At 60.8% G+C, this 23005-nt stretch carries 23 protein-coding genes and 1 riboswitch; of the genes, 9 read left to right on the forward strand and 14 right to left on the reverse strand.

Going from position 1 to position 23005, the window contains the following annotated elements; all coding sequences use genetic code 11:
* Window positions 1–28 precede the first annotated feature (28 nt).
* Window positions 29–385: a YigZ family protein gene (locus PRI8871_RS02695; protein WP_108884631.1), complete on the forward strand. Its 357-nt coding sequence runs from the start codon at window positions 29–31 to the stop codon at window positions 383–385.
* Window positions 386–431: 46 nt separating this feature from the next.
* Here PRI8871_RS02695 and PRI8871_RS02700 read toward each other — a convergent pair whose 3' ends face one another.
* A complete protein-coding gene (locus tag PRI8871_RS02700) occupies window positions 432–1130 on the reverse strand; it encodes an NAD(P)-dependent oxidoreductase (RefSeq protein WP_108884632.1) in 699 nt (232 codons plus the stop codon).
* Window positions 1131–1302: 172 nt separating this feature from the next.
* Between PRI8871_RS02700 and PRI8871_RS02705 the strand changes: the two genes are divergently transcribed.
* The gene (locus PRI8871_RS02705) at window positions 1303–1986 is read left to right on the forward strand and encodes a TetR/AcrR family transcriptional regulator C-terminal domain-containing protein (protein ID WP_108884633.1); all 684 of its coding nucleotides are present in this window, start codon (window positions 1303–1305) and stop codon (window positions 1984–1986) included.
* Here PRI8871_RS02705 and wrbA read toward each other — a convergent pair.
* Together wrbA and PRI8871_RS02715 are read right to left on the reverse strand one after the other, a co-directional pair.
* Window positions 1976–2569, reverse strand: coding sequence for an NAD(P)H:quinone oxidoreductase (gene wrbA, locus PRI8871_RS02710; RefSeq protein WP_108884634.1), 594 nt, complete (start codon window positions 2567–2569; stop codon window positions 1976–1978). The genes PRI8871_RS02705 and wrbA overlap by 11 nt on opposite strands.
* 215 nt (window positions 2570–2784) lie before the next feature.
* Complete coding sequence (locus tag PRI8871_RS02715; RefSeq protein ID WP_108884635.1) at window positions 2785–4443, reverse strand: NAD+ synthase; 1659 nt, start codon at window positions 4441–4443, stop codon at window positions 2785–2787.
* Window positions 4444–4630: 187 nt separating this feature from the next.
* Here PRI8871_RS02715 and PRI8871_RS02720 point away from each other — a divergent pair, with 187 nt between their 5' ends.
* On the forward strand, window positions 4631–6112 hold the full coding sequence (locus tag PRI8871_RS02720) for an MORN repeat-containing protein (protein WP_108884636.1): 1482 nt from the start codon (window positions 4631–4633) through the stop codon (window positions 6110–6112).
* Here the strand turns inward: PRI8871_RS02720 and thpR are convergent.
* Together thpR and PRI8871_RS02730 are read right to left on the reverse strand one after the other, a co-directional pair.
* Entirely contained in the window at window positions 6109–6654 is a 546-nt protein-coding gene (gene thpR, locus PRI8871_RS02725) for an RNA 2',3'-cyclic phosphodiesterase (protein ID WP_108884637.1), read from the reverse strand. The genes PRI8871_RS02720 and thpR overlap by 4 nt on opposite strands.
* Complete coding sequence (locus PRI8871_RS02730; RefSeq protein WP_108884638.1) at window positions 6651–7610, reverse strand: 1-phosphofructokinase family hexose kinase; 960 nt, start codon at window positions 7608–7610, stop codon at window positions 6651–6653. Before PRI8871_RS02730 ends, thpR begins: the two co-directional genes overlap by 4 nt.
* A gap of 119 nt (window positions 7611–7729) precedes the next feature.
* Between PRI8871_RS02730 and gltX the strand changes: the two genes are divergently transcribed.
* Window positions 7730–9055 carry a glutamate--tRNA ligase gene (gene gltX / locus PRI8871_RS02735; RefSeq protein WP_108884639.1) on the forward strand — a complete coding sequence of 442 codons (1326 nt, stop codon included), beginning with the start codon at window positions 7730–7732 and terminating at the stop codon, window positions 9053–9055.
* Window positions 9056–9059: 4 nt separating this feature from the next.
* On the opposite strand, the gene PRI8871_RS02740 is transcribed toward gltX, so the two are convergent.
* Complete coding sequence (locus PRI8871_RS02740; protein ID WP_108884640.1) at window positions 9060–9638, reverse strand: gamma-glutamylcyclotransferase family protein; 579 nt, start codon at window positions 9636–9638, stop codon at window positions 9060–9062.
* Window positions 9639–9738: 100 nt separating this feature from the next.
* Between PRI8871_RS02740 and PRI8871_RS02745 the strand changes: the two genes are divergently transcribed.
* From PRI8871_RS02745 to gcvP, 4 genes are all read left to right on the forward strand, one after another.
* Window positions 9739–10218: an RrF2 family transcriptional regulator gene (locus PRI8871_RS02745; protein WP_108884641.1), complete on the forward strand. Its 480-nt coding sequence runs from the start codon at window positions 9739–9741 to the stop codon at window positions 10216–10218.
* A gap of 18 nt (window positions 10219–10236) precedes the next feature.
* A riboswitch (glycine riboswitch) is annotated at window positions 10237–10323 on the forward strand.
* A gap of 149 nt (window positions 10324–10472) precedes the next feature.
* Complete coding sequence (gene gcvT, locus PRI8871_RS02750; RefSeq protein WP_108884642.1) at window positions 10473–11591, forward strand: glycine cleavage system aminomethyltransferase GcvT; 1119 nt, start codon at window positions 10473–10475, stop codon at window positions 11589–11591.
* A gap of 19 nt (window positions 11592–11610) precedes the next feature.
* Window positions 11611–11970, forward strand: coding sequence for a glycine cleavage system protein GcvH (gene gcvH / locus PRI8871_RS02755; protein WP_108884643.1), 360 nt, complete (start codon window positions 11611–11613; stop codon window positions 11968–11970).
* Between the two features lie 120 nt (window positions 11971–12090).
* On the forward strand, window positions 12091–14940 hold the full coding sequence (gene gcvP, locus PRI8871_RS02760) for an aminomethyl-transferring glycine dehydrogenase (protein WP_108884644.1): 2850 nt from the start codon (window positions 12091–12093) through the stop codon (window positions 14938–14940).
* A 94-nt stretch (window positions 14941–15034) separates the two neighbouring features.
* On the opposite strand, the gene PRI8871_RS02765 is transcribed toward gcvP, so the two are convergent.
* The 3 genes from PRI8871_RS02765 to PRI8871_RS02775 all read right to left on the reverse strand — a co-directional run bounded on the left by PRI8871_RS02765 (window position 15035) and on the right by PRI8871_RS02775 (window position 19191).
* Complete coding sequence (locus tag PRI8871_RS02765; RefSeq protein ID WP_108884645.1) at window positions 15035–15901, reverse strand: inositol monophosphatase family protein; 867 nt, start codon at window positions 15899–15901, stop codon at window positions 15035–15037.
* An 87-nt stretch (window positions 15902–15988) separates the two neighbouring features.
* Complete coding sequence (locus tag PRI8871_RS02770) at window positions 15989–18505, reverse strand: ABC transporter permease (protein ID WP_108884646.1); 2517 nt, start codon at window positions 18503–18505, stop codon at window positions 15989–15991.
* A complete protein-coding gene (locus PRI8871_RS02775; protein WP_108884647.1) occupies window positions 18502–19191 on the reverse strand; it encodes an ABC transporter ATP-binding protein in 690 nt (229 codons plus the stop codon). Before PRI8871_RS02775 ends, PRI8871_RS02770 begins: the two co-directional genes overlap by 4 nt.
* A 16-nt stretch (window positions 19192–19207) precedes the next feature.
* Between PRI8871_RS02775 and PRI8871_RS02780 the strand changes: the two genes are divergently transcribed.
* Window positions 19208–19876, forward strand: coding sequence for an arylesterase (locus PRI8871_RS02780; RefSeq protein ID WP_108884648.1), 669 nt, complete (start codon window positions 19208–19210; stop codon window positions 19874–19876).
* 8 nt (window positions 19877–19884) lie between these two features.
* Here the strand turns inward: PRI8871_RS02780 and PRI8871_RS02785 are convergent, their stop codons facing one another.
* From PRI8871_RS02785 to PRI8871_RS02805, 5 genes are all read right to left on the reverse strand, one after another.
* Window positions 19885–20103 carry a hypothetical protein gene (locus tag PRI8871_RS02785; RefSeq protein WP_219928986.1) on the reverse strand — a complete coding sequence of 73 codons (219 nt, stop codon included), beginning with the start codon at window positions 20101–20103 and terminating at the stop codon, window positions 19885–19887.
* 93 nt (window positions 20104–20196) lie between these two features.
* The gene (locus tag PRI8871_RS02790) at window positions 20197–21345 is read right to left on the reverse strand and encodes a geranylgeranyl reductase family protein (RefSeq protein ID WP_108884650.1); all 1149 of its coding nucleotides are present in this window, start codon (window positions 21343–21345) and stop codon (window positions 20197–20199) included.
* Window positions 21346–21350: 5 nt separating this feature from the next.
* Window positions 21351–21905 (reverse strand): L,D-transpeptidase, encoded by a 555-nt coding sequence (locus tag PRI8871_RS02795; RefSeq protein ID WP_108884651.1) that lies wholly within the window; start codon window positions 21903–21905, stop codon window positions 21351–21353.
* A gap of 178 nt (window positions 21906–22083) precedes the next feature.
* Window positions 22084–22269, reverse strand: coding sequence for a PLD nuclease N-terminal domain-containing protein (locus tag PRI8871_RS02800; RefSeq protein WP_108884652.1), 186 nt, complete (start codon window positions 22267–22269; stop codon window positions 22084–22086).
* A 228-nt stretch (window positions 22270–22497) separates the two neighbouring features.
* Window positions 22498–22980, reverse strand: coding sequence for a BLUF domain-containing protein (locus PRI8871_RS02805; protein ID WP_108884653.1), 483 nt, complete (start codon window positions 22978–22980; stop codon window positions 22498–22500).
* Between the last annotated feature and the right edge of the window lie 25 nt (window positions 22981–23005).

Here is a 23005-nt window from a genome sequence, read left to right on the forward strand (position 1 = left end):
TTCAGCGCGGGCGCGATACACCGTGCACATGCGCATTTTGGAAAACATCATCACGGACCGGGGGTCTAAATACGCCGTGTCGGGCGGGCCCTGCACCTCAGAAGAGGAGGCGAAGGCGCTGGTTAAAGAACTGACGCGCAAGAAGAAATTCGCCAAAGCTACCCATCATAGCTGGGGTGTGATCACAAATGGCACCCAAATCAAGAATGATGACGGCGAAAGCGGCGCAGGCATGGTTATTCTGCGTATGTTGGAACGTGAAGGCCTGCAAGATCACGCCGTAATCGTCACGCGCTGGTACGGCGGCAAGCATCTGGGCGGCGACCGGTTCCGCCATGTTCAGGACGCCGTGCGCATTTATCTGGACTATCTGACCGCAAAATAGGCGGCCCGAATGGTGTCGGGCCGCTCGAAACAATGCCTTAGGCGCATCACGCCATGGCCGCTTGCCCCTGATGGGCCAGTACCGATTCCGATTTGCAGCCGACAATCGCCGGGGCCTGTTGCGACAGTTCGGGCCGGTCGATGGCATCGACCATGAACAACGCGAAATCCGTTCGGCGCACCAGATTGCTGGCCAAGATCGGATCGCCCACATGTTCGGACCAAACAGGCAAACCTTCGCTTTCGCCTTCTTCAAGGTTGCAGCCGCGCACAACCGTCCAATCGCGGCCAGAGTTAAAGATCATATCGCAGGCACGGTACTGGTCGTTGATATCGACCAGACGGAAGAACTTTACGATGGGCATCAGGATCGCCAGGATCGCCCGCAGTTTCCACGAATAGACGTCTTGGCCATCGCGAGTGATGTGCCAGCCGCAGGAAAAGACCAGACGGGCATCGGGTTTGGCGTATTTCATCACCGCGCTGGCGGTGTTGGTCGAATATCCCTTGACACCCCAAGGGGCCAAAACCGTCAGAACCGCGTCCGCGCCCTCAACGGCCTTGGACACAGCGGCGTGATCGTCGGTTCGGCCGGGATAGACGGTGATCTTGTCCTTCCATTCGTCCAGTTTGTGCACGCTTTCAGGCCGACATACGCCAGATACAGTGTACCCGCGCGCCAGCGCGTGCTGAAGCATGTAGCGGCCAAGTTTTCCGGAGATACCGATGATGCAGATATGTTTCATTTTTCTAAATTCCTGATTCTATTTTGCTTTTACGCTGTAAGTTGGCGGTGTCTTATGAAAACTTACACTGTAATTGTTCAGGCAGTTTTGGCGCTTACACTGTAAGTTATTGCTTGACCTTTTACGCTTACGCTGTAAGTTTGGCAAGGAATTTCTGAGGAAACGGCATGTAATGGAAAATACCCAAGAAAAACAAAAGCTCAGCCGCGAAGCCATTCTGGAGGCTGCGTTGGAACTGGCGGATGAAGGCGGTTTGCAGGCTGTCTCGATGCGCAAGGTCGCAGCCCGAGTCGGGGCTGAGGCGATGTCGCTCTATAATCACATCAAAAACAAAGAAGACCTGATTGACGGGATCGTGGACCGTGTGGCGGCGCGGTTTGTCGTGCCGGATGTGAATGGCGATTGGCAGGAAGAGATGCGCAAACGCGCGGTGTCGATGCATCAGGTGATGATGCGCCACCGTTGGTCGCCCATTCCGTTTGTGTCGCGCATCAACACCGGCCCCGCACAGCTGCGCCATGTCGATGCAACGATCGGCTGTCTGGTGACGGCTGGATTTACCTATGAGATGGCCGATTACGCGTGGAATACGCTGGATAGCCACATCTTTGGCTTCACCCTGAAGGAAATCAGCTTTCCGTTTGAACCCGAAGAGTTCGCAGAGGTCGCGCAGCGCTATCAAACCCTTATCACAGAAGACAAATACCCCTATCTGGCGGGCATGTCTCAGGCCGTGATGAGCGGGGCGCATAATGGCGTTCAAAGCGTCGAATTCGGCCTGAACATCATTCTGGAAGGGCTAGAGGCAAAACGGGCGGCGCATTGGGGGCACCGCCTGTCTACGCTCAGGACATGAGCTTTTTGGTGATTGTGACCAGCCGTTCGGTTTGATGTTTGACGGCGGCTTTGCCTGCGTCGTCGTATTCACCTGCTTTGGCCGAATAGCCGTAGGGGTTGCCGCCCGAATTCGAGACGGCCTCAGATGTGTAGCCCGGCGGCACCAGAACCGCGCCCCAGTGCATGAAACTGGTATAGAGCGAAATCAGCGTGGTTTCCTGCCCACCATGGGCGTTCCCGGCGCTTGTGGTGGCTGTCACGGCCTTGTTGGCAAGGCTGCCCTGGCTCCAGACGGGGCCAAGCGTGTCGATGAAGGCGCGCATCTGGCTGGCGACCACGCCATAGCGCGTCGGAGCCGAGAAGAAGTACCCATCCGCCCAGACCAGATCTTCTGGCGTGGCTTCGGGGATGTCGGCCATCTTGTCTTGTTGCGCTTTCCACGGCTCTTGCCCGTCGATCACCGCTTGCGGTGCGGTTTCACGCACTTTGCGCAGGCGAACCTCGGCGCCTGCGGCCTCGGCGGCCTCGGCTGCGGTCTTGGCGATTTCGTAATTCGTGCCATAAGTGGAATAATATAACACTGCGATTTTCGGTTTGGTCATCGGACCCTCCTGATGCGTTGTCGCGTCTTGAGGAGGAATGTAGGCTTTTTGCAAAAATGCGCTATTCTGAAAATTTTGATCTGTAATGTGCAAAATTGCACGGAACTTCCCGCGTTTTGGCGCGTTTTGACCGAATTGTCACGTAATGTTATATCATTACGTGCGGTGCGCTGTGAATTGGCCGCATGGCCAATCCGTCAGGTTTTCGCAGGGATTTACCCGTTGTCGCGCCAGCGGTTGGCAATCGGATAGCGGCGATCCAGCCAAAACGCCTTTTTCGACAGCCGGGTTCCGGGCGCCGATTGGAAGCGTTTGTATTCGCTGATGTAGAGCAGGTGTTGAACACGTTTCGCGTCGGCCTCGGGGAAGCCAGCGGCGACGCAATCCGCGATCGAGCCGTCCAGATCCACAAGGATTTCCAGAATGCCGTCCAGCACGGGGTAGTCGGGCAGGCTATCGCTGTCCTTCTGGTCCTCGCGCAGTTCCGCCGACGGGGGTTTGTCGATCACCGAGACCGGGATCACCTCGCCTTTGGGGCCAAGCATCCAATCACGGTGAGTGTTATTGCGCCAACGACAGCAATCAAACACGCGGGTCTTGTACATGTCCTTGATCGGATTGTACCCGCCGTTCATATCGCCATAGATCGTGGCATAGCCCACCGCGACTTCGGACTTGTTGCCCGTGGTCAGCAGCATTTCGCCAAACTTGTTGGACAGTGCCATCAGAAGCAGCCCGCGCAAACGGCTTTGGATGTTTTCTTCGGTCAGATCGGGCGAAGTGCCTTCGAACAGCGGGGCCAGCGTATTGGTGATTGCGCCGCGACCTTCGGCAATCGGCACGAAATCATAGCGGCAGCCCAGATTTTCGGCGACGGCTTTGGCGTCATCCAGCGACCCTTGGCTGGTGTATTCGGAGGGCAGCATCACACAGCGCACATTGTCCGCGCCGATGGCGTCGGTTGCAATGGTGGCGACGATAGCGGAATCAATCCCGCCGGATAGGCCCAGCAGCACTTTCTTGAACCCGGTTTTGCGCAGGTAGTCGCGCAACGACAGGACCATCGCGTGATAATCCTGCTCCATGCTGGTGGGGTGCTGGGTGAATGCGCCGTCCTGTGCGCGCCAGCCGTCATCGGTGCGCAGCATGTCGATGGTCGAGATCACCTCCTCGAACACCGGCAATTGCACCGCGGGCGCGCCATGGGGGTTGAGCACGAAAGACCCGCCGTCAAAGACCTGATCGTCCTGTCCGCCAACCATGTTCAGGTAAATCAGCGGCAGGCCGCTTTCGACCACGCGGGCGACCATCTTGTTCAGGCGGGTTTCGAACTTGTCGCGGTAATAGGGCGATCCGTTCGGAACAAGGAAAAACTCGGCCCCCGATTCCTCCATCGCCTCAACCACGTCCGGATACCATGCGTCTTCGCAGATCGGCATGCCGATGCGCACGCCATTGACCGACACCGGCCCCTGAAGTGCATCGCGGGAAAACACGCGCACTTCGTCGAACACATTATAGTTGGGCAGATAGTATTTATGCGTTACGGCGCTGATCTTGCCGCCCTGCAACACATAATAGCTGTTGTGCAGCTTGGTGCCTTCGGGGCAGGGGCCACCGATTGCCAAGGCCGGACCATCGGCGCAGCGCGTGGCCAAATCGTTGATCGCCTCAACGGCGGCGGCCACGAAAGCCGGTTTTACGATCAGATCCTGACATTGATAGCCAGTGATGAACATCTCGGGCAGGGCGACCAGATCTGCACCCGCCTCTTTGCCCTCCAGCCACGCCTGATGGGCGCGATCGGCGTTTCCGGCCAGATCTCCGACGGTTGGGTTCAACTGAGCAAGTGTCAGGCGAAAGCGATCGCTCATGTGTCGGCCTTTCTTTTGGACTTACGCCCCATGTATCAGATCACAGCGCGAGGAAAAGATGACTTGGGCAAAAGTGATTGCCCCGTCGCAGGTTCACCATTAGTTTTTGCGGTAACAGGGAACACCGTGACCACGGATAACAAGCGGGGCTTGGCACATGACTGGGAGGTTCACTTCGGCGCTGACGATGGGGGCGCTGATTGCGATGACAGCCGCGCCCGGCTGGGCTCAGAGCAACGAAGTTATCACAAAACAATATGATGACGGCGGCGTGTACGAAGGCACATTCCAAGATGGGCTTCAGCACGGCAACGGCACCTATATGTTGCCCAACGGCTATGAATATAGCGGTGAATGGGTCGATGGCGAAATCAAGGGCAAGGGCGTTGCCAAATTCCCCAACGGGTCGGTCTATGACGGCACCTTTGCCAAGGGCAAACCCGATGGCGTGGGCAAGATCATCTTTGCCGATGGCAGTTTCTACGAAGGCACGTGGCTGGATGGCAAGATCACCGGTCAAGGCGTGATGGTCTACGGCAATGGCGTCCGGTATGAAGGCAGCTTCCGCAATGCGCTGCATCACGGGCGCGGCACGATGACCAGCCCCGGCGGTTACGTCTACGAAGGCGACTGGGTCAACGGCGTCAAGGAAGGCAACGGCAAGATCACCTATCCCGATGGGTCGATCTATGAGGGCCGCATCGCCGAGGGTGAACGCGATGGTCAGGGCAAGCTGACCATGGCGGACGGTCTTGTCTACGAAGGCATGTGGCGCGCGGGCCAGATCGAGGGCGCAGGCACGCTGTCGCAAACCAATGGCGATGTCTATGATGGTGATCTGGTGGCAGGCCGCCGCCAAGGTCAGGGCAAGGTCACCTATGCCAATGGCGACACCTATGAAGGAGCCTTTGCCGATGACAAGCGTCACGGGCAGGGCACATTTGTGGGCTCGGACGGGTATCGCTACACCGGCAATTGGGTTGAAGGCCAGATCGAAGGTCAGGGCGAAGTGCATTACCCCGATGGGTCGGTATACACCGGCATGTTCTCGGGCGACTTGGCCAACGGTAAGGGCAAGATCGTCTATGCCGACGGGTCGACCTATGATGGTGACTGGGTGGATGGTGTGATCGAAGGCGAAGGCACGGCCACCTATCCGAACGGTGTGACGTATAAAGGCGGGTTCAAGAATGCCCGCAACCATGGCTTTGGCGTGATGTCCTATGCCGATGGCTACACCTACGAAGGCAACTGGGACAACGGTCAGCGCCACGGCGACGGCAAGGCGACCTTCGCGGATGGGACCGTTTACACCGGCCAATTCGAAAAGGGTCAGCGCCACGGCAAGGGCGATATCACCATGCCCAACGGCTTTACCTATTCCGGCGACTGGGTGAACGGCGCCATCGAAGGCCAAGGCCGCGCGGTCTATTCCAACGGTGATACCTATGAGGGCGGTTTTGTGAACGGCAAGCGCCAAGGGCAGGGGACCATGCGCTATGCATCGGGTCAGGAAGCCTCGGGCGAGTGGGTGAACGGTGCGCTTGATGCGATTGAGGCACCGGAACCAGCTGCGGATGCCATCCCGACCGCGGATCCGGCCCCGACAACCGAACCGGCCCAAGATGTCGTCCCAGCCGAGGAAGCCCCGGCCGAAACCGGCAATTAACGCAAACTGTAATCCGCAAGGGGGGTATAGCGCGCCCCTTGCGGTGTTAGCTCTGACTCATAAAGCGCAAAGCTGTCGGTCCTTTCGGGCGCGATGGGCTGCGGGGGTGTCCCGGCCAACAATGTCTGCGCCGCCGAACTGGCCATCTGCGATGACGCCATTCGCGCAATCGTCACATGCGGGCGGAACTTGCGCCGCTCGAGCCTGATTCCGGAATGGCGCACCGCGCGGGCCACGGCTTTGTGCAGGGCCGAAAGTTCGGGGGTGTCCTTGATGGTCAGGGCGATTGCCGTTTGATGCTTGGCCGAAAACGGCACCACCCCCGCCGATTGAAGCGGGACCGGCGGCAGGCTGATCGCGTCTAGCCCCGGATGCAGATCTTCAAGCGCGGTTTGCGGCTGATCGCCAAGGAAGGCCAAAGTCAGGTGCAGATTTTCCGGCGGAACGCAGCGGATGCCCAAACCGGCTGCTTTGGTTTGTAGGGCTTTCGCCTGTTCGCGAATGGGGGTAGGCAGGGCAAGGGCGATGAAGCTGCGGATCATGTTGCCCCCTCAAGCTGTGTCAGATGACAAAGCGGGCGCAAACGCTCGGCGTCCTCGCGGCGGCAGAGTTCGGTTCCGGGGGTCATGACCGCCGAACTGGCGGCGGCAGCGCCGAATTGCAGGGCATCGGGCAAGGTATCGCCGCGGGCCAAGGCCAGCGACATGCCGCCCACGAAACTGTCGCCCGCGCCGACCTTGCTGACAACGGGAACATCGGCGGCCATGGTGTGCCAACGCCCATCCGCGCAGGCCATCACCGACCCGTCTGCGCCGCGTGCGATCACAACCGCCTCGGCCGCGCCACTGGTCACCAAATCCCGCGCCAAGCCTGCGCTATCCAAACGGTCCGGCAGGGGACGGCCTGCCAGCTCTTCCGCCTCGCCGCTATCCATGCGCAGAATAAAGGCCGCGCGGTCTGTCTGCGTCGCGGCCATGCGCAGCGCCTCGCCCGAGGTATCAAGGATCGCCCGCCCGCCTGCGTCACGGGTCTTGCGGGACAGGTCAGCGATTAGACCCGCTGGGCATCCGGGGGGCATGCTGCCGCTGATGACAACCAAACCGCCGGGCCGGGTTTGTGCCGCGACTGCGTTGATCAGCCGGTCGATGTCGGATTGCGCCCAAACCGGCCCCGGCATCACGAACCGGTACTGCCCGCCCGTGGATTGATCCGTCACCGCAAGGCTTTGACGTGTGTCGCCGGGCGCGTTGAAAGCAACGGTTTCGATCCCGCCTGCGTTCAGCAAATCGCCAAGCTGCGCACCGGTCGCGCCGCCCAAGGCCACCAATGCCCGCGCCTTGCCGTCCAAATGTGACACCGCACGCGCCACATTGATCCCGCCGCCGCCGGGTTCGGCCACTGGCGCGGTGCAGCGCAGCTTGGGGCCGGGGCTGATGGATGGGGCAGCGCAGGACAGATCCAGCGCAGGGTTCAATGTAATCGTCAGTATGTCAGTCATGGGCCGTCCTTGTGGTGGGCAAGGGTGCCTTAATCTGACCAGCAGACCAAGCCCTCATCGGCCTTGCAACTGGACAAATCGCGCCTTCTGTGAAATGTCGCGCCCAACAGGAGACTCCGATGACCGTTACCCGTTTCGCGCCGTCGCCGACCGGCTATATCCACGTTGGCAACCTGCGCACCGCGCTATTCAACTATCTGATCGCCCGCAAAGCTGGCGGCACATTCATTCTGCGTATCGACGATACCGACCCGGAGCGGTCGAAAGAAGAATATGTCGATGCCATCAAGCAAGATCTGGAATGGCTGGGCCTGACCTGGGACCGTGTTGAGCGTCAGTCCGAGCGCCTTGAGCGCTACGAAGATGCCGCGCAATCGCTGCGTGACATGGGCCGGTTCTATGAAGCGTTCGAGACGCCGACCGAATTGGACCTGAAGCGCAAAAAACAGCTGAACATGGGCAAACCGCCGGTCTATGACCGCGCGGCATTGGCCCTGTCCGACGACGAAAAGACCAAACTGCGCACTGAACGTGGCGATGGCGTTTGGCGGTTCAAGCTGGATCAACAGCGGATTGACTGGACCGACGGCATTCTGGGCGACATCTCGATCGATGCGGCCTCGGTTTCAGACCCGGTTCTGATCCGTGCAGATGGCCAGTTCCTCTATACGCTTGCGTCTGTCTGCGATGACGTCGATTTCGGCATCACCCATGTTGTGCGCGGCTCGGACCACGTCACCAACACGGCGACACAGATTCAGATCATCCAAGCGCTGGGTGGCACTGTGCCTGCCTTCGCGCACCATTCGCTGCTGACCGGCCCGCAGGGTGAGGCGCTGTCGAAACGTCTTGGCACTTTGGCCCTGCGCGATCTGCGTGAAAACGGGATCGAGCCTGAGGCGCTTCTTAGCCTGATGGCGCGTCTGGGATCGTCCCAACCGGTTGAGCTGCGACTGACACTGGACGAAATCGCCGATGGGTTCGACCTGTCGCAGTTCGGGTCGGCCCCGACCAAGTTCGACGTCCAAGATCTTTATCCGCTGACGGCCAAGAAACTGCATGACCTGCCGCTTGAGGCCGTTGCAGACCAAATCGCTGAAATCGGCGTGCCTTCCGACAAGGCCGAATTGTTCTGGACCGTCACGCGCGAAAACATCACCACCCGCAAGGATCTGGCCCCGTGGTGGGCGCTGTTCCGCGATGGGGCAGAGCCGGTGATCGAAGATGAAGACCGCGATTTCATCGCGCAGGCCATGACCATGTTGCCCGACGGCCCCTATACGCCGGACACCTGGAAAGACTGGACCACTGCGGTGAAGGATGCGACGGGCCGCAAGGGCAAAGGTCTGTTCATGCCGCTGCGCAAGGCCGTGACCGGCCAGCAAAGCGGGCCGGATATGTCCAATGTCATGCAGCTGATGCAGGTGATCCGCGCCAAGGGCTAAGGCCCTATAGCGCGGGCATGTCTGCCATCACGGTACATCCCAATTTGCGCAGGGCGTCATCCACGACGCCCTGTTCGCTTTCATGCAGGCGCTGCGCACGGGGATAGCGCGGATTGGCGCGGTCATTGAGGATAGGCGCTTCCCAGCCGGTGGTGGTGGCAAAAAATGCCTCGGCCCCGGATGCGCCAAACTCGGCCAGATAGCCCTGCACCACTACGTCAATATAACTGAGCAGCACCGGGTGCTGCCCATCGGGCAGGCGCATTCGATCCGGATGAATGGCATAGATCGCGATGTCGTCAACGCCGTCCGCCCCGTGATCTACTACATGTGTTGCGGGCACGCGGTCATAGGCGGCCTCGCGCACATCCAGCGCGGCCCAGTCATTGTGCGGCACATGGGCAATCAGGCCCGAAATCGTGCAATCTGCGTCGGGAATCGCCGTCAGAAAAGCCACTTGCCGATCCGGCGTATACCGCCACGCCCGCCGCCATCCCTTGGCCGTGGCCACCGCGCTGCGGGTGAAATCATGGGTGCGGCGGTTCACCAAAGACCCATATCCAAAGAAATAATGTTCCGGCATCACGCGGTGTCCTGACTTTTGACCTATGTCAAACACATCTTTTCGGTTTGGTGCAACTGTACCCGCATAATGAACTGGCCCCCAGAATGGAGCGTGACCTGTGCGAGTTACCAAACGAACCAATATTGCGATGCGAGTGCTGATGTTTTGTGCTGCCAACACTGGTCGCCTAGTCACCAAGCATGAGATCGCGAAAAAGTGCAACGCTTCGGAAAACCATCTGGCGCAGGTCATCAACCAATTGGCTCAGCTGGGCTTTTTGCACACGCAGCGGGGCCGCAATGGCGGGCTGGAACTTGGCCGCCCGGCAGATCAAATTGTCATCGGAGAGATTTTCCGCGCGCTTGAAGCCCCTGTGCCGCTGGCGGAATGTTTTGCCGATGTGGACAACACCTGCCCGTTGACCAATTCCTGCCGCTTGCGCACCGCGCTGACCGATGCGGCCAACGCCTTTTATGCCACCCTTGATCCGATCACGCTTGATGCGCTGATTTGCGACAATGTCGGACTGTTGAACTTGCTTGGGCCGGATGGATCTTGTGGGCGCGATACCTCCAAACCAGAGCTTGTCACAGGCTAAATGGTCCGCTAGAGGTTCCCCATCTTGATGGGAGAACCGGGCAAACCCGGTGCCGAAGGAGCAACCGCCCCGGAAACTCTCAGGCCCAAGGACCGTCAGGATACGAAACTCTGGAGAGAGGCCCGTTCATCGGGTCCGCCGAAGGGATAACGATCTCAGGCGACAAGGACAGAGGGGGCATTCAAGGTGCGGATGGCGCGCCACGAATGCCGAAGACATGCCTATGGCTTCGGACAGCTATGACCGGAGGCCGCATGTCGGACGATTTGAAACATACACCGCTGTTTGATCTTCATGCCGAATTGGGTGCCAAAATGGTGCCCTTTGCGGGCTATGCCATGCCGGTGCAATACCCGCTTGGCGTTATGAAAGAACATCTGCACACCCGCGCCCGCGCGGGTCTGTTCGATGTCAGCCACATGGGCCAAGTGATTCTGCGCGGGGCCGATGTTGCGGCTGCGTTTGAAACCATGGTGCCGGTCGATGTGGCCGGTCTGGCCGAAGGGCGTCAGCGCTATGGTTTTTTCACCAATGACAAAGGCGGGATCGAAGACGATCTGATGTTCGCCAATCGCGGCGATCATCTGTTCGTCGTGGTCAACGCCGCCTGCAAAGAGGCCGATGTCGCACTGATGCGTGCCGCGTTGGAACCGGGTGTCACGGTCGAGGTGATCGAAGACCGCGCGCTTTTGGCGCTGCAAGGCCCCGAAGCCGAGGACGTGCTGGCCGGCCTGAACCCCGCCGCCCGCGAAATGCGTTTTATGGATGTGGCCACGCTTGAATTGGTGGGGGCCGATTGCTGGGTGTCGCGGTCGGGCTATACCGGCGAAGACGGGTATGAGATTTCGGTGCCAACGGACGCGGTCGAGGCACTGGCCCGCGCCCTTCTGGCCCATGAGGCGGTCGAGCCCATCGGCCTTGGCGCGCGGGATTCGTTGCGGCTTGAGGCGGGGCTTTGCCTGTACGGTCATGACCTGACGCCCGACGTCACGCCCGTGGCCGGTGCCTTGACCTGGGCGATCCAGAAAATCCGCCGCGCAGGTGGCGACCGCGCGGGCGGTTTCCCCGGTGCAGATGTGATTCTGGCGCAGTTGTCGGGCGGGGCGGCGATGCGCCGCGTGAACCTGCGACCCGAAGGCCGCGCCCCGATGCGCGAAGGTGTGCAGATATTTGCGGATGAAACATCAGACACGCCGATTGGATACGTGACATCGGGTGCATTTGGACCGACCGTCGAAGGGCCAATTGCCATGGGCTATGTGTCTTGGGACTTGGCCGAACCAGATCAGAGGCTTTACGGTGAAGTGCGCGGCAAACGCCTGCCAGTCACCGTCTTGGCCGCCCCCGCCTTCAAATCCCGCTACAAGAAATAATCCTTCAGGAGAGACGAGAATGAAATACACCGAAGAACATGAATGGCTGCGCGTCGAGGATGATGTGGTTGTCGTTGGCATCACTGCACATGCTGCCGAACAACTGGGCGATGTGGTTTTCGTGGAGCTTCCCGACGAAGGCACGACCGTGAGCAAAGACGATGAGGTCGTGGTGATCGAAAGCGTCAAGGCCGCATCCGATATTCTGGCCCCGCTGGACGGCGAGATTGTCGAAGTGAACGGCGCAATCGTCGATGAGCCTGGCAAGGTCAACGACGACCCGGAAGGCGAGGCTTGGTTCTTCAAGATGAAGATCGAAGACCTGTCCGAGCTGGACGACTATATGGACGAAGCGGCCTATCGCAAGTTCATCGGGTAAGGCGCAATTGGCGGCGGGTGGCCCGGTGGCCGCTGTCGCATTTGCGTATTTAAGAAAGAGAAGAAGCAGGGGACGCGCGCGTTTCCTGCTGGCGTTGGGCTTTTCCTGAGGGGATGAAACATGGTGTTCGAACCGACCAACTACCTGCCGTATGATTTTGCCAACCGTCGCCATATTGGCCCGTCGCCTGCCGAGATGGCCGATATGTTTGCGGTTCTGGGCGTGGCCGATCTGGACCAGCTGATTGCGCAGACCGTGCCCGAGAGCATCCGTCAGGCCGAGCCGCTGGAATGGGGCAAGGCGCTTTCGGAACGCGAATTGACGCGGCGCATGCGCGAGGTGTCTTCGAAGAACCAGGTTCTGACCTCGCTGATCGGGATGGGCTATCACGGCACGGTGACGCCGCCCGCGATCCAGCGGAATATCTTTGAAAACCCGGCGTGGTACACGGCCTATACGCCCTACCAGCCCGAGATTTCGCAGGGCCGTCTTGAGGCGCTGCTGAACTACCAGACGATGATCTGCGATCTGACGGGGCTTGAGGTGGCGAACGCCTCGCTTCTGGATGAAGCAACGGCCTGCGCCGAGGCGATGACCATGGCGCAACGCGTGGCCAAGTCGAAAGCGGGCGCGTTTTTTGTCGATGAAAACTGCCACCCGCAGAACATCTCCGTGGTCAAAACCCGCGCCGAGCCGCTGGGGATTGAGGTGATTGTAGGCGCGCCCGATGACCTGGACCCAAGCGCCGTTTTCGGGGCGCTGTTTCAGTATCCGGGCACCTACGGGCATGTGCGCGATTTCACCGATCTGATCGCCGCGCTGCATGAGGCCAAGGCCGTGGCCGTGGTGAGTGCCGATCCGATGGCGCTGTGCCTGTTGAAAGAGCCGGGCGCGATGGGGGCCGATATTGCCGTCGGCAGCACCCAGCGCTTTGGCGTGCCGGTTGGCTATGGTGGCCCGCACGCCGCCTATATGGCTTGCCGCGAGGATTATAAGCGCTCGATGCCGGGGCGGATCGTCGGCATCTCGATCGACAGCCATGGCAACCGGGCCTATCGCCTTGCCCTGCAAACCCGCGAACAGCACATCCGCCGCGAAAAAGCGACGTCGAACGTGTGTACGGCGCAGGCACTTTTGGCCGTGATGGCGGGGTTCTATGCCGTGTTCCACGGGCCGGACGGGCTGAAGGCCATCGCGCAGCGCATTCACCGCAAGACCGTTCGTTTGGCCAAAGGGCTGGAGGCTGCGGGCTTCAAGGTCGAGCCGAAAGCGTTCTTTGATACGATCACCGTGGATGTGGGCCTGCTGCAACGCGGCGTTCTGCAAGCGGCTGTCCGTGAGGGGATCAACCTGCGCAAGGTCGGCAAGACCAAGGTGGGCATCACGCTGGACGAACGCACCCGCCCGGCTACGATTGAAGCGGTGTGGAAGGCCTTTGGCTTGCTGCGCAGCGATGATGATTTCACGCCGGAATACCGTTTGCCCGATGCGCTGGTGCGTCAGACGTCTTACCTGCAACATGACGTGTTCCACATGAACCGCGCCGAGACCGAGATGATGCGCTATATGCGCCGCTTGGCCGACCGCGATCTGGCCTTGGACCGGGCGATGATCCCGCTGGGGTCGTGCACGATGAAGCTGAACTCAGCCGCTGAAATGATGCCGGTCAGCTGGGGAGAGTTTTCGCTCATCCACCCCTATGTGCCGAAGGATCAGGCGCAGGGCTATTCCGAGTTGATCAAGGATCTGTCCGATAAGCTGTGTCAGATCACGGGCTATGATGCGTTTTCGATGCAACCCAATTCGGGCGCTCAGGGCGAATATGCGGGGCTTTCGACGATTGCCGCCTATCACAAGGCCAGCGGGCAGGGGCACCGCAATGTATGTCTGATCCCGGTGAACGCGCATGGCACCAACCCGGCCACCGCCAGCATGGTGGGCTGGAAAGTGGTGCCGGTAAAGTGCAACGCGCGCGGCGATATTGACCTCGATGATTTCCGCGAGAAGGCCGAGAAGCACTCGGACGCATTGGCCGCCTGCATGATCACCTATCCCTCGACCCACGGTGTGTTTGAAGCTGCCGTGAAAGAGGTCTGCGCGATTGTGCATGAGCATGGCGGGCAGGTGTATATCGACGGCGCGAACATGAACGCCATGGTGGGCCTGTCGCGCCCCGGCGATCTGGGCGGCGATGTCAGCCACCTGAACCTGCACAAGACCTTCTGCATTCCCCATGGCGGGGGCGGCCCCGGCATGGGCCCGATTGGTGTGAAGGCGCATCTGATCCCGCATCTGCCGCAGCATCCGCTGGGCGGCAAGGGCTCGGGTGCAGTCAGCGCGGCGCCGTTTGGTTCACCCTCGTTGTTGCCGATTTCGTGGGCCTACTGCCTGATGATGGGCGGCGCGGGCCTGACGCAGGCTACGCGCGTGGCGATCCTGAACGCCAACTACATCGCGACGCGGCTCGAAGGCGCGTTTGAGGTGCTCTATCGCGGCGAAGAGGGCCGTGTGGCGCATGAGTGCATCATCGACACGCGCCCCTTTGCCGACAGCGCAGGTGTGACGGTTGAGGATATTGCCAAGCGTCTGATCGACTGCGGCTTCCACGCCCCCACCATGAGCTGGCCGGTGGGAGGGACGCTGATGATTGAGCCGACCGAAAGCGAGACCAAGGCCGAGCTGGACCGCTTCTGTGATGCGATGCTGGCGATCCGCGACGAGATCCGCGCGATCGAGGAAGGCAAGATCGACGCGGACAACAACCCGCTGAAGAACGCGCCGCACACGATGGAAGACTTGGTGCGTGATTGGGATCGCCCCTATTCGCGTGAACAGGGCTGTTTCCCGCCGGGCGCGTTCCGGGTCGATAAATATTGGCCGCCGGTCAACCGCGTGGACAACGTCTATGGGGATCGACATCTGGTCTGCGTCTGCCCACCGATGAGCGATTACGCCGACGCGGCAGAGTAAGGGGGAGGGGCTTTGCCCCTCTTGGCCTGCGGCCAATTCACCCCGCGTACTTAGAAAAGAGAAGAAGAGAGGGGCCTTGGCGGGCCCCTTTTCGTTATTTCAGCGTATCGGTAAGGTGGTCGCGGATGCGGCCCCATGTGGCGGCGTCGGGGGCCATCAGCAGGATATCTGTGCGCGGGGCGGCGGCGGTATAGTCGCTACCATCCAGCAGGGCGACATGAGCGCCGGCGCGTTGCGCGATCAGAACGCCCGCGGCGTGATCCCATGGGGTCAGCTTGGTGGCCAGTAGGAAATCGACATTGCCTTGGGCGAAGGTGCGGGCCTCATGGCAGGCGCAGCGGAGCGACATGGCGCGGGCAAAGTCGGGCAGCAGCGCGGCCAAGGGCTTGCGCTTGTCTTCGGGGAAAAGATCTACCGTGATATAGCCGCCGAGATCGCCAATCGGGCCGCCCTTGGCGACGGTCAGTTTGCGCGGCGGTTTGCCGGGGCGGACCAGTTCGGCATCGCTGGTTTCATCGGCGATGATGTAGTCATCATTGACCGGATCATAGAGCAGACCAAACACTGGGCGGCCAAAACGCAGCATTGAGATGATGACGCCAAAGGTGCTCAGGCCGTTGGCAAAGTTCCATGTGCCGTCCACCGGATCAATGGTGAAGGCCAGTTCTGCCTCGGGGATTTTATCGAGCGTGCCCGGGTTTTCCGAGATGTCCTCTTCGCCGATGATCAACGCGTTGGGGAACATGCGCAGCAAACCGCGCGCGATCATTTTCTCGGACTCGCGGTCGGCATCCGTGACCAGATCCTGCGCACTGGTCTTGGTGTCGATCTGCGACGGCGAAAGTGCGCGGAAACGCGGCAGAATTTCGGTTTTGGCGGCGCGGCGAACCAGATTGACCAGACTTGCGCGTTGCGATGCGGTCAGCGGGGCGGTGATCGGGATAGGCAATTGGTCAGTCAATGAAACAGCTCCGGTGGAATCGGCGGTCGGGTTTGGGATGCCAGCCCCCGACGCCAAGTGCAAGGTGACGAATTGTTCGCAGCAGCCCTAGTCGCGGTTGCGCAAGATGCTGGCAGGGCGTGCCGCCAGCGGACGCCAAGCGAAGGCCAGACCGGCCAAAAGGCTTGCCAGAATTCCGCCCGCAACCACCCCAATGGCCGAGGCCCAGATCACGATGAAATCGGCCTCCATCACGTAGTGGGTCACGGCCCAGCCGCCCAAAACACCTGCGGCCAGCGCCACCAGCCCCGCCGCCGCGCCAAGGATGGCCGAGCGGAGCGCGAAGCTGAACAGGATGCGGCGGCGCGTGGCGCCAAGGGTTTTCAGCACGGCCGCCTCAAACGTCCGGTTGCGCTCGCCCGCGGCGGCGGTCCCGATCAGCACCAGAAAGCCGGTGATCAAAGTGGCGGCGGCCCCCCAGCGGGTGGCATCGGCAATGCCGGACAGCAGCAGGCTGACCTGATCGATGGCGTCGCGCACGCTGATGGCGGTGATATTGGGATAGGCGTTGGACAGATCGCGCAGGATCGTCGCCTCGGCGCTGCGGTCAGCATAGACGGTTGAGATAAAGCTATGCGGCGCACCCGACAGGGCGGCGGGGTTCATCGACATGACAAAGCCGATCCCGGCGGTGGAAAAATCCACCTCGCGGAAAGAGGTGATGGTCGCGGTGATGTCGCGGCCCAGAATGTTGACGGTTAGTTCATCCCCCAGTTTCAGGCCCATTTCCGTGCCTTCTTCGGCAGCGAAGGACACTTGCGGCGCTCCGGTGTAATCTTCGGGCCACCAAGTGCCTCGGGTGATCGTCGTCCGTTCGGTCGGGGTGGCGGAATAGGTCACGCCGCGATCGCCGCGCAGAACCCAGTGTTCGCCCACGGCCTCGGTCGCTGGAATGCCGTTGATGCGGGTGATGATGCCGCGCAGCATCGGGGCGCTTTCGACGCGGGATACGGCCGGATCGCTGTTCAGGCGGTCCATGAAGCCGGGCATCTGGTCTTTTTGGATATCGACAAAGAAGTAAGAGGGCGCAACCTCGGGCAGGTCGCCCGCGATGGCGTTGCGCAGATTGCCGTCGATCTGGCCAATCGCGGCCAGAACGGCCAGTCCCAGACCCAGCGACAACACCACAGACATCGCCGCATCGCGCGGGCCGGATATCGCGCCAAGCGCCCAACGCAGGGCGGGGCGGCCTTTGGTCAGGCGCATGCCCTTGCCCGCCAGCCAATGCACCGCCAGCGCGGCAAGGGACAGAAGGACAAGCGATCCAAGCATGCCGCCCGCCGTCCAAAGTGTCAGGCGCGGGTTGCCGGAAAATACCGTGGCGACGGCCAGCAGCAGGGCCAGCAAACCAAGCGTCCAAAGCAGATATCCCCGTGCGGGCAGGGCCTTGGCCCCATCCAGCGCATCGCGGAACAGGGTGGCGGCCCGGACCTCTTCGGCGCGGGCCAGCGGCCAGAGGGTGAACAAAAGCGCGGTCAGGATGCCGTAGAGCGCAGCCTCGGCCAGTGCGCCGGGGTGCAGGGCGATGATGGTCGGAACGGGCAGGGCCTGAATGATCAGCGGCGCAAACAGGATCGGCACCAAAGCCCCAAGGATCAGCCCGATGCCAATGCCAAGCAGGCTGAGGGCGCCGATCTGAAGGAAATAGGTTTGAAAGATCGTCGCCCGCGTTGCCCCAAGCGTGCGCAGCGTGGCGATGACATGGGTCTTGCGGGCCAGATAGGCGCGAACGGCGGAGGACACACCAATGCCGCCAACGGCCAGACCGGACAGACCAACCAACACTAGAAATGCGCCCAAACGGTCGACAAACCGGGCAATGCCGGGGGCGCCGTTGCGGGCGTCGCGCCAGCGCATGCCGGTATCGCGGAACCGGGTCTCGGCCTCGGCGTCCAGGGCATCAAGATCGCTGCCGCTGGGCAAAAGCAGGCGGTAATTCGTCTCAAAAAGGGTGCCGGGTTGCAGCAGGCCGGATGCGGCCAGCGCATCTGTCCGCACAATGGTGCGCGGGCCAAGGCCAAAGCCCCCCGTGGCGCTGTCGGGTTCGGTCACAAGGCGGGCGGTCAGGGTAAAGACCTGATCCCCAAGCTTAAATTCATCGCCGACGGTAAGGCCCAGACGGTCGGCCAGTACGGGGGCCATAACCGCGCCTTGGCCCGCCAACGCGGCCTTGATCGACATCGCGGGGTCAAGCGTGACCTGACCAAGCAAAGGATAGGCATCATCGACGGATTTCACCTGCGTCAGCGCGCGTTCGGTTTGATCGCCGCGCGTGACAACCGCCATGGACCGGAAATCGGTCACTTCGGACAGGGCGGTGCCGGTGTCCGTTAACCATGCCCGCTCATCGGCATTGGCAAAGCGATAGGTGAACCGCGCCTCGGCATCGCCGCCAAGCAGCACAGCGCCCTGATCGGTCAGCCCGGCCTCAATCGACGATCGCACCGATCCGACCCCGGCAATCGCGGCCACTCCAAGGGCAAGGCAGGCAACCAGAATGCGAAACCCGGCCAGCCCCCCGCGCAATTCGCGGTGGGCAAAGCGTGCGGCGGTCCGCAGGCTCATTCCGCGGCCTCGGCGGTTTGGGCGATCCGGCCATCGTGCAGGCGGATCGTGCGGTCGCATCGCGCGGCAAGATCGGGTGCGTGGGTCACAAGGATCAAGGTCGCGCCGTGCCGGTCGCGCAATCCGAACAACAAGTCGATGATCGCCGCGCCATTTGCGCCATCAAGGTTGCCCGTAGGTTCATCCGCCAAAAGGATCTTGGGGCGGGTTACGGCGGCGCGGGCCAGGGCGACGCGCTGTTGTTCGCCCCCCGACATCTGCGCCGGGTAATGGCCGGCGCGGTGGCCCAGTCCCACGGCCTCAAGCTCGGCCTCGGCGCGGTCAAAGGCGTCTTTTACCCCGGCAAGTTCCAACGGCGTGGCGACGTTCTCCAAGGCGGTCATCGTGGGGATCAGGTGGAAGGATTGAAACACAACGCCCATATGGTCGCGGCGAAACAGGGCAAGCTGGTCTTCGTTCATATGGGTCAGATCCTGCCCCAAGGCCAAAACCTTGCCCGAGGTTGCCCGCTCTAGCCCGCCCATGACCATCAGAAGCGATGATTTGCCCGACCCGGACGGGCCAACCAGCCCCAGCGTTTCCCCTGCGGTGACGTTTAACGAAATTCCGTGCAGGATTTCGACCATTCCGGCATTGCCTCTCAGGCGTAAAGTCACATCTTCTAGGGCAAGCAATGGGGCAGGCATCAAAGGACTTCCAATTATGTTTCGCTGTTTCACATATGGGGCGCGTGCCCTGACGAACAACCTTGCGGCGCTGATGATTTTGGCGGCCCCGGCTGTGGCGGACGAACGGGTGGATATTCTGGCCTTCGGGGACAGTCTGACACAAGGTTACGGCTTGATCGAACAAGAAGGGTTCGTGCCGCAATTGCGCGGCTGGCTGGCAGGGCGCGGCCATGACGTGCGGGTCGTCAATGGCGGCGTTTCAGGCGATACCACGGCGGGCGGGTTTGCCCGGATTGCCTGGTCGCTGAGCGATGACATTGATGCGATTATCGTCGCGCTTGGCGGCAATGACGTGCTGCGCGGCATCGCGCCTGAGGTGGCGCGGGCCAATCTGGATGGCATTATGACCGAGGCGCAGACGCGCGGGGTTGAGGTTCTGCTGGTCGGGATCGACGTGCCGGGGAACTATGGGGCCGAATATAAATCGACCTTTGAGGCGATCTATCCAGACTTGGCAGCCACCTATGACGCCTTGCTATTCGAGAGCTTCTTAGACGGGTTGGCGCCGGAAGGCGGCGATTTGGCGGATCTTGGGGCCTATTTGCAGGCCGACGGTATCCATCCCAATGGCGCGGGCGTCACGCGCATCGTTGAGGCCATTGGCCCATCAGTCGAAGCTTTGATTGAGAAAGCCGGGCAGTAGCGCCGGATTTAGGCCGCGCGAGTGAAGGCCGGGGCGGGCGCGCGCATGGTTGCGGATGCGGCAGCGGGGCCATGCGGGCCGGATGCGCGTTTGGCGATCATCATCATGGCCAACAGAACGCTAAGCCCCATGTAGATGCCGAAGGCGGACAGAGTGGAATAGTCCAGCGCGAATTTGCTGACGATAGCGGCGATAAATCCGATGATGCTGCTGAAGATAAAAGCCATTGCCGCCATAATCCGTTCCTTCCCTTACGAATACTACCGTAGGTTTAATGAAATATAAACGGGAGAATTGGGCGCGAATGTGGCTCAGAGGTGTCAGGAGGCTGCCTTTTGGCGCGATCTTGGCAGAAAATAGCTTGGCAGACGTCCCAGAAGGGCCAGCGTGATCTCTCCGTACTCGCGCTCACCGGCCAAAAGATACAGGTATTCGCGGCGCAACGTGCGGGATGCGCGGAACCTGTTGATGAACGTCGCTTGAAACTGCGGCAGGAACAGAATCGGCCGGATCATGCGCGCCTGCCGGATGGCCCGGTGAATGGGGCGTAACGCATGCTTATAGAGGCGCAAGGCGCGGTCGGGTTCATGCGCGGCCTCAATCACGGCATTTGCCGCCATATGCCCGCTGCGAATGGCAAAAGCGATGCCTTCGCCGGTGATCGGATCGACAAGCCCAGCCGCATCCCCGGCCAGCAGAACGCGCCCCTTGCCCGGCATGGCGCGGAAGCCGCCGAACGGTAGGAATTGCCCTTTGACCTTTGCCCCTGTTTTCAGGCCAAGATCGTCCATATAACGGGCCATATGCGCCTTCATGTCGGGGTTCCGGCGCATCACGCCGCCCACGCCCACGGTGATCGAGCCTTGTTTGGGGAAGTGCCAGCCATAGCCCCAATCCGCCGCGCCAAAGTCAATCCGCAGTTCGGCGTCGGGGTGGTTGCCGGGATATTCCAATTCCAGCGCGAAACCGATCTGATCGCGGTCAAACGCATCGCCAAACAGGGCCTTCGCGGTCTGGCTATTGGCCCCATCAGCGGCAATCAGGATGGGCGCGGTCAGGGTTTGGGCGCCCACGCGCACGCAGGGCGCATCCAGCGATTGCACCTGCGGCGCGGTGCCCAGATAGCACGCGGCCCCGGCGTCCTTGGCCAATTGCACCAAGGCGGCATCCAGATCCGTTCGCATCAGAAGATCCAGCGGCGGGATATCGTCATAGGTGCCAAGTTTCTGCCCGAAGGCGTGGAAGGACACGCGATGAAACCGGCGCATTGGCACATCTGGTGCGTCTTGCCCAAAGGCGTCACGGAAGTATTTTGTCGAACGGCCCGTGAACCCGCCACCGCATAATTTATCGCGCGGAAACTTGGCCTTATCGACCAAAGCCACCGACAGACCCTTTGACGCCGCAACAAAAGCTGCGGTGCTACCAGCCGGGCCAGCCCCCAGAACGATCAGATCAAAGGCGGGCACGGGTCTTACAGAACCGTAACCTTGGTGCCGACAGGAACGCGCGGATAAAGGTCTATCACATGGTCATTGATCATGCGCACGCACCCGTTCGAAACCGAATGGCCGATCGACTGCGGCGAGGTCGTGCCGTGGATCGCGTTATAGGTGTAGCGCCCATCGCGGAACAGATAGAGCGCACGCGCCCCAAGCGGGTTGTCCGGGCCGCCGGGCTGAACGTAATCGTTGTCGATGAACTTACCATATGCACCCGGGTCCCGCTCAATCATCGCGTCGGTCGGGCGCCAGGTCGGCCATTCGCGTTTGCCGCCAACATAGAATTCACCGCTAATGGCTTGCCCCGCTTTGCCAAAGCCAACGCCATAGCGCATAGCCTCGCCGGGGCCGGTGACCCAGTATAGGAAATGCGCGCGCGGCAGAACCAAGATCTGTCCCGGCGCGACATCGGCTTTCATCCGCACTTTCTGCGGGCGAAACATCGGATCGACCTCAAAAGCATGCGACAGGGTGGGGAAGGCGGTCGCGGCCAGCGAAGTGGCCAGCAAATTGCGTCGGGTAATCATCGAATCCTCGGTCAGTAAACAGCGTGCAGCATCGTTACTTTGCGTGGAATACCACAAAATTCAATCCGCTGGGCGGAATACCGCGCAGGGATGACGCGGATGTGACCCAGAGCCATCAGCCCAAGGCGAAATTGACCGCCCACATTGGGGCGGCCAGACAGGGTACAATTGGCTTGGGTTAAACCGTCCGCGCCGCGCCGCGCGGGCCGAAAATCAGCCATGCGATCAGGCCGACGACCGGCAACAACAGAATGGCCAGTGTCCAGACGATCTTGGCCGCCGTCGAGGCAGGCGAGGTGAGCGTTTGGTAAATTGCGTATAAATCCAAGGCCAGAATAAGCAGGCCGAAAAGACCGTATTCCATGGGAAACTCTCCGATTTGGGTGCGTCGTGATGCTTGCAAGTCCAACGCCTTTGTCGCGAAATGGTTCCCTTCGGCGAAAAAATGCCCCCGCCGAAGCGGGGGCAATCCGGCCCTAAGGGTCCGGTACGGGGAGATTGGTCCGGGGGATGGTCGGACCAAAAGGCGGAGGGGTAAACCCGACAGGGCGCCGCCTTATGTGTCTGGTTTAATGCTGAAAACGACGTTGGGTCAGTCAGGAATACCGGACGTTGCGTCAGCTTTTTCGCTCAGGCCGGGCCATTTGCCCCGCATGAACGAGGTGATCATGACTTTTTCCCACCCCGGTTTCATTTCGGAATAGCATGTACCGCCCAAATAAAAGTCATTCATTCCGTCGACCCCGCTTAGATCCTCGGGCGAGATCTCGGCGAAACCCATGCTCCAATCCGTAAAGGCGCGTCGGGCAATGATGCCTTCGCGCAGAACGGTGATGCAGCTGTGACGTTCGTCCAGCTCAATCGCGGCAAAGACGGCCTTCACTGCGTTTCTTGGCCCTTCCAGCACTTGGAAAAATTCACCATCCGCGAACAGAAGCATGCCCGACAGGTCATGCTTGAGGTTATTGGAGCGGATATGAGGCAGCATCGCACGCATCTGACGGGTGCCAAAGCCATGTACCGCAAGGCTTGTGTACATAAGCTGATACAGCGGCTGAAATCCGGTCTGAGACATGCGCTTCTCCGTTGCCAATCTCTTG

The sequence above is a fragment of the Pseudoprimorskyibacter insulae genome (genome assembly GCF_900302505.1).
GTDB classification, from domain to species: domain Bacteria; phylum Pseudomonadota; class Alphaproteobacteria; order Rhodobacterales; family Rhodobacteraceae; genus Pseudoprimorskyibacter; species Pseudoprimorskyibacter insulae.

Coding starts and splice junctions, on each gene's coding strand:
- PRI8871_RS02695 (WP_108884631.1), top strand. CDS start 29: ATGCGCATTTTGGAAAACATCATCACGGACCGGGGGTCTAAATACGCC.
- PRI8871_RS02700 (WP_108884632.1), bottom strand. CDS start 1,130: ATGAAACATATCTGCATCATCGGTATCTCCGGAAAACTTGGCCGCTAC.
- PRI8871_RS02705 (WP_108884633.1), top strand. CDS start 1,303: ATGGAAAATACCCAAGAAAAACAAAAGCTCAGCCGCGAAGCCATTCTG.
- wrbA (WP_108884634.1), bottom strand. CDS start 2,569: ATGACCAAACCGAAAATCGCAGTGTTATATTATTCCACTTATGGCACG.
- PRI8871_RS02715 (WP_108884635.1), bottom strand. CDS start 4,443: ATGAGCGATCGCTTTCGCCTGACACTTGCTCAGTTGAACCCAACCGTC.
- PRI8871_RS02720 (WP_108884636.1), top strand. CDS start 4,631: ATGGGGGCGCTGATTGCGATGACAGCCGCGCCCGGCTGGGCTCAGAGC.
- thpR (WP_108884637.1), bottom strand. CDS start 6,654: ATGATCCGCAGCTTCATCGCCCTTGCCCTGCCTACCCCCATTCGCGAA.
- PRI8871_RS02730 (WP_108884638.1), bottom strand. CDS start 7,610: ATGACTGACATACTGACGATTACATTGAACCCTGCGCTGGATCTGTCC.
- gltX (WP_108884639.1), top strand. CDS start 7,730: ATGACCGTTACCCGTTTCGCGCCGTCGCCGACCGGCTATATCCACGTT.
- PRI8871_RS02740 (WP_108884640.1), bottom strand. CDS start 9,638: ATGCCGGAACATTATTTCTTTGGATATGGGTCTTTGGTGAACCGCCGC.
- gcvT (WP_108884642.1), top strand. CDS start 10,473: ATGTCGGACGATTTGAAACATACACCGCTGTTTGATCTTCATGCCGAA.
- gcvH (WP_108884643.1), top strand. CDS start 11,611: ATGAAATACACCGAAGAACATGAATGGCTGCGCGTCGAGGATGATGTG.
- gcvP (WP_108884644.1), top strand. CDS start 12,091: ATGGTGTTCGAACCGACCAACTACCTGCCGTATGATTTTGCCAACCGT.
- PRI8871_RS02770 (WP_108884646.1), bottom strand. CDS start 18,505: ATGAGCCTGCGGACCGCCGCACGCTTTGCCCACCGCGAATTGCGCGGG.
- PRI8871_RS02775 (WP_108884647.1), bottom strand. CDS start 19,191: ATGCCTGCCCCATTGCTTGCCCTAGAAGATGTGACTTTACGCCTGAGA.
- PRI8871_RS02780 (WP_108884648.1), top strand. CDS start 19,208: ATGTTTCGCTGTTTCACATATGGGGCGCGTGCCCTGACGAACAACCTT.
- PRI8871_RS02785 (WP_219928986.1), bottom strand. CDS start 20,103: ATGGCTTTTATCTTCAGCAGCATCATCGGATTTATCGCCGCTATCGTC.
- PRI8871_RS02795 (WP_108884651.1), bottom strand. CDS start 21,905: ATGATTACCCGACGCAATTTGCTGGCCACTTCGCTGGCCGCGACCGCC.
- PRI8871_RS02800 (WP_108884652.1), bottom strand. CDS start 22,269: ATGGAATACGGTCTTTTCGGCCTGCTTATTCTGGCCTTGGATTTATAC.
- PRI8871_RS02805 (WP_108884653.1), bottom strand. CDS start 22,980: ATGTCTCAGACCGGATTTCAGCCGCTGTATCAGCTTATGTACACAAGC.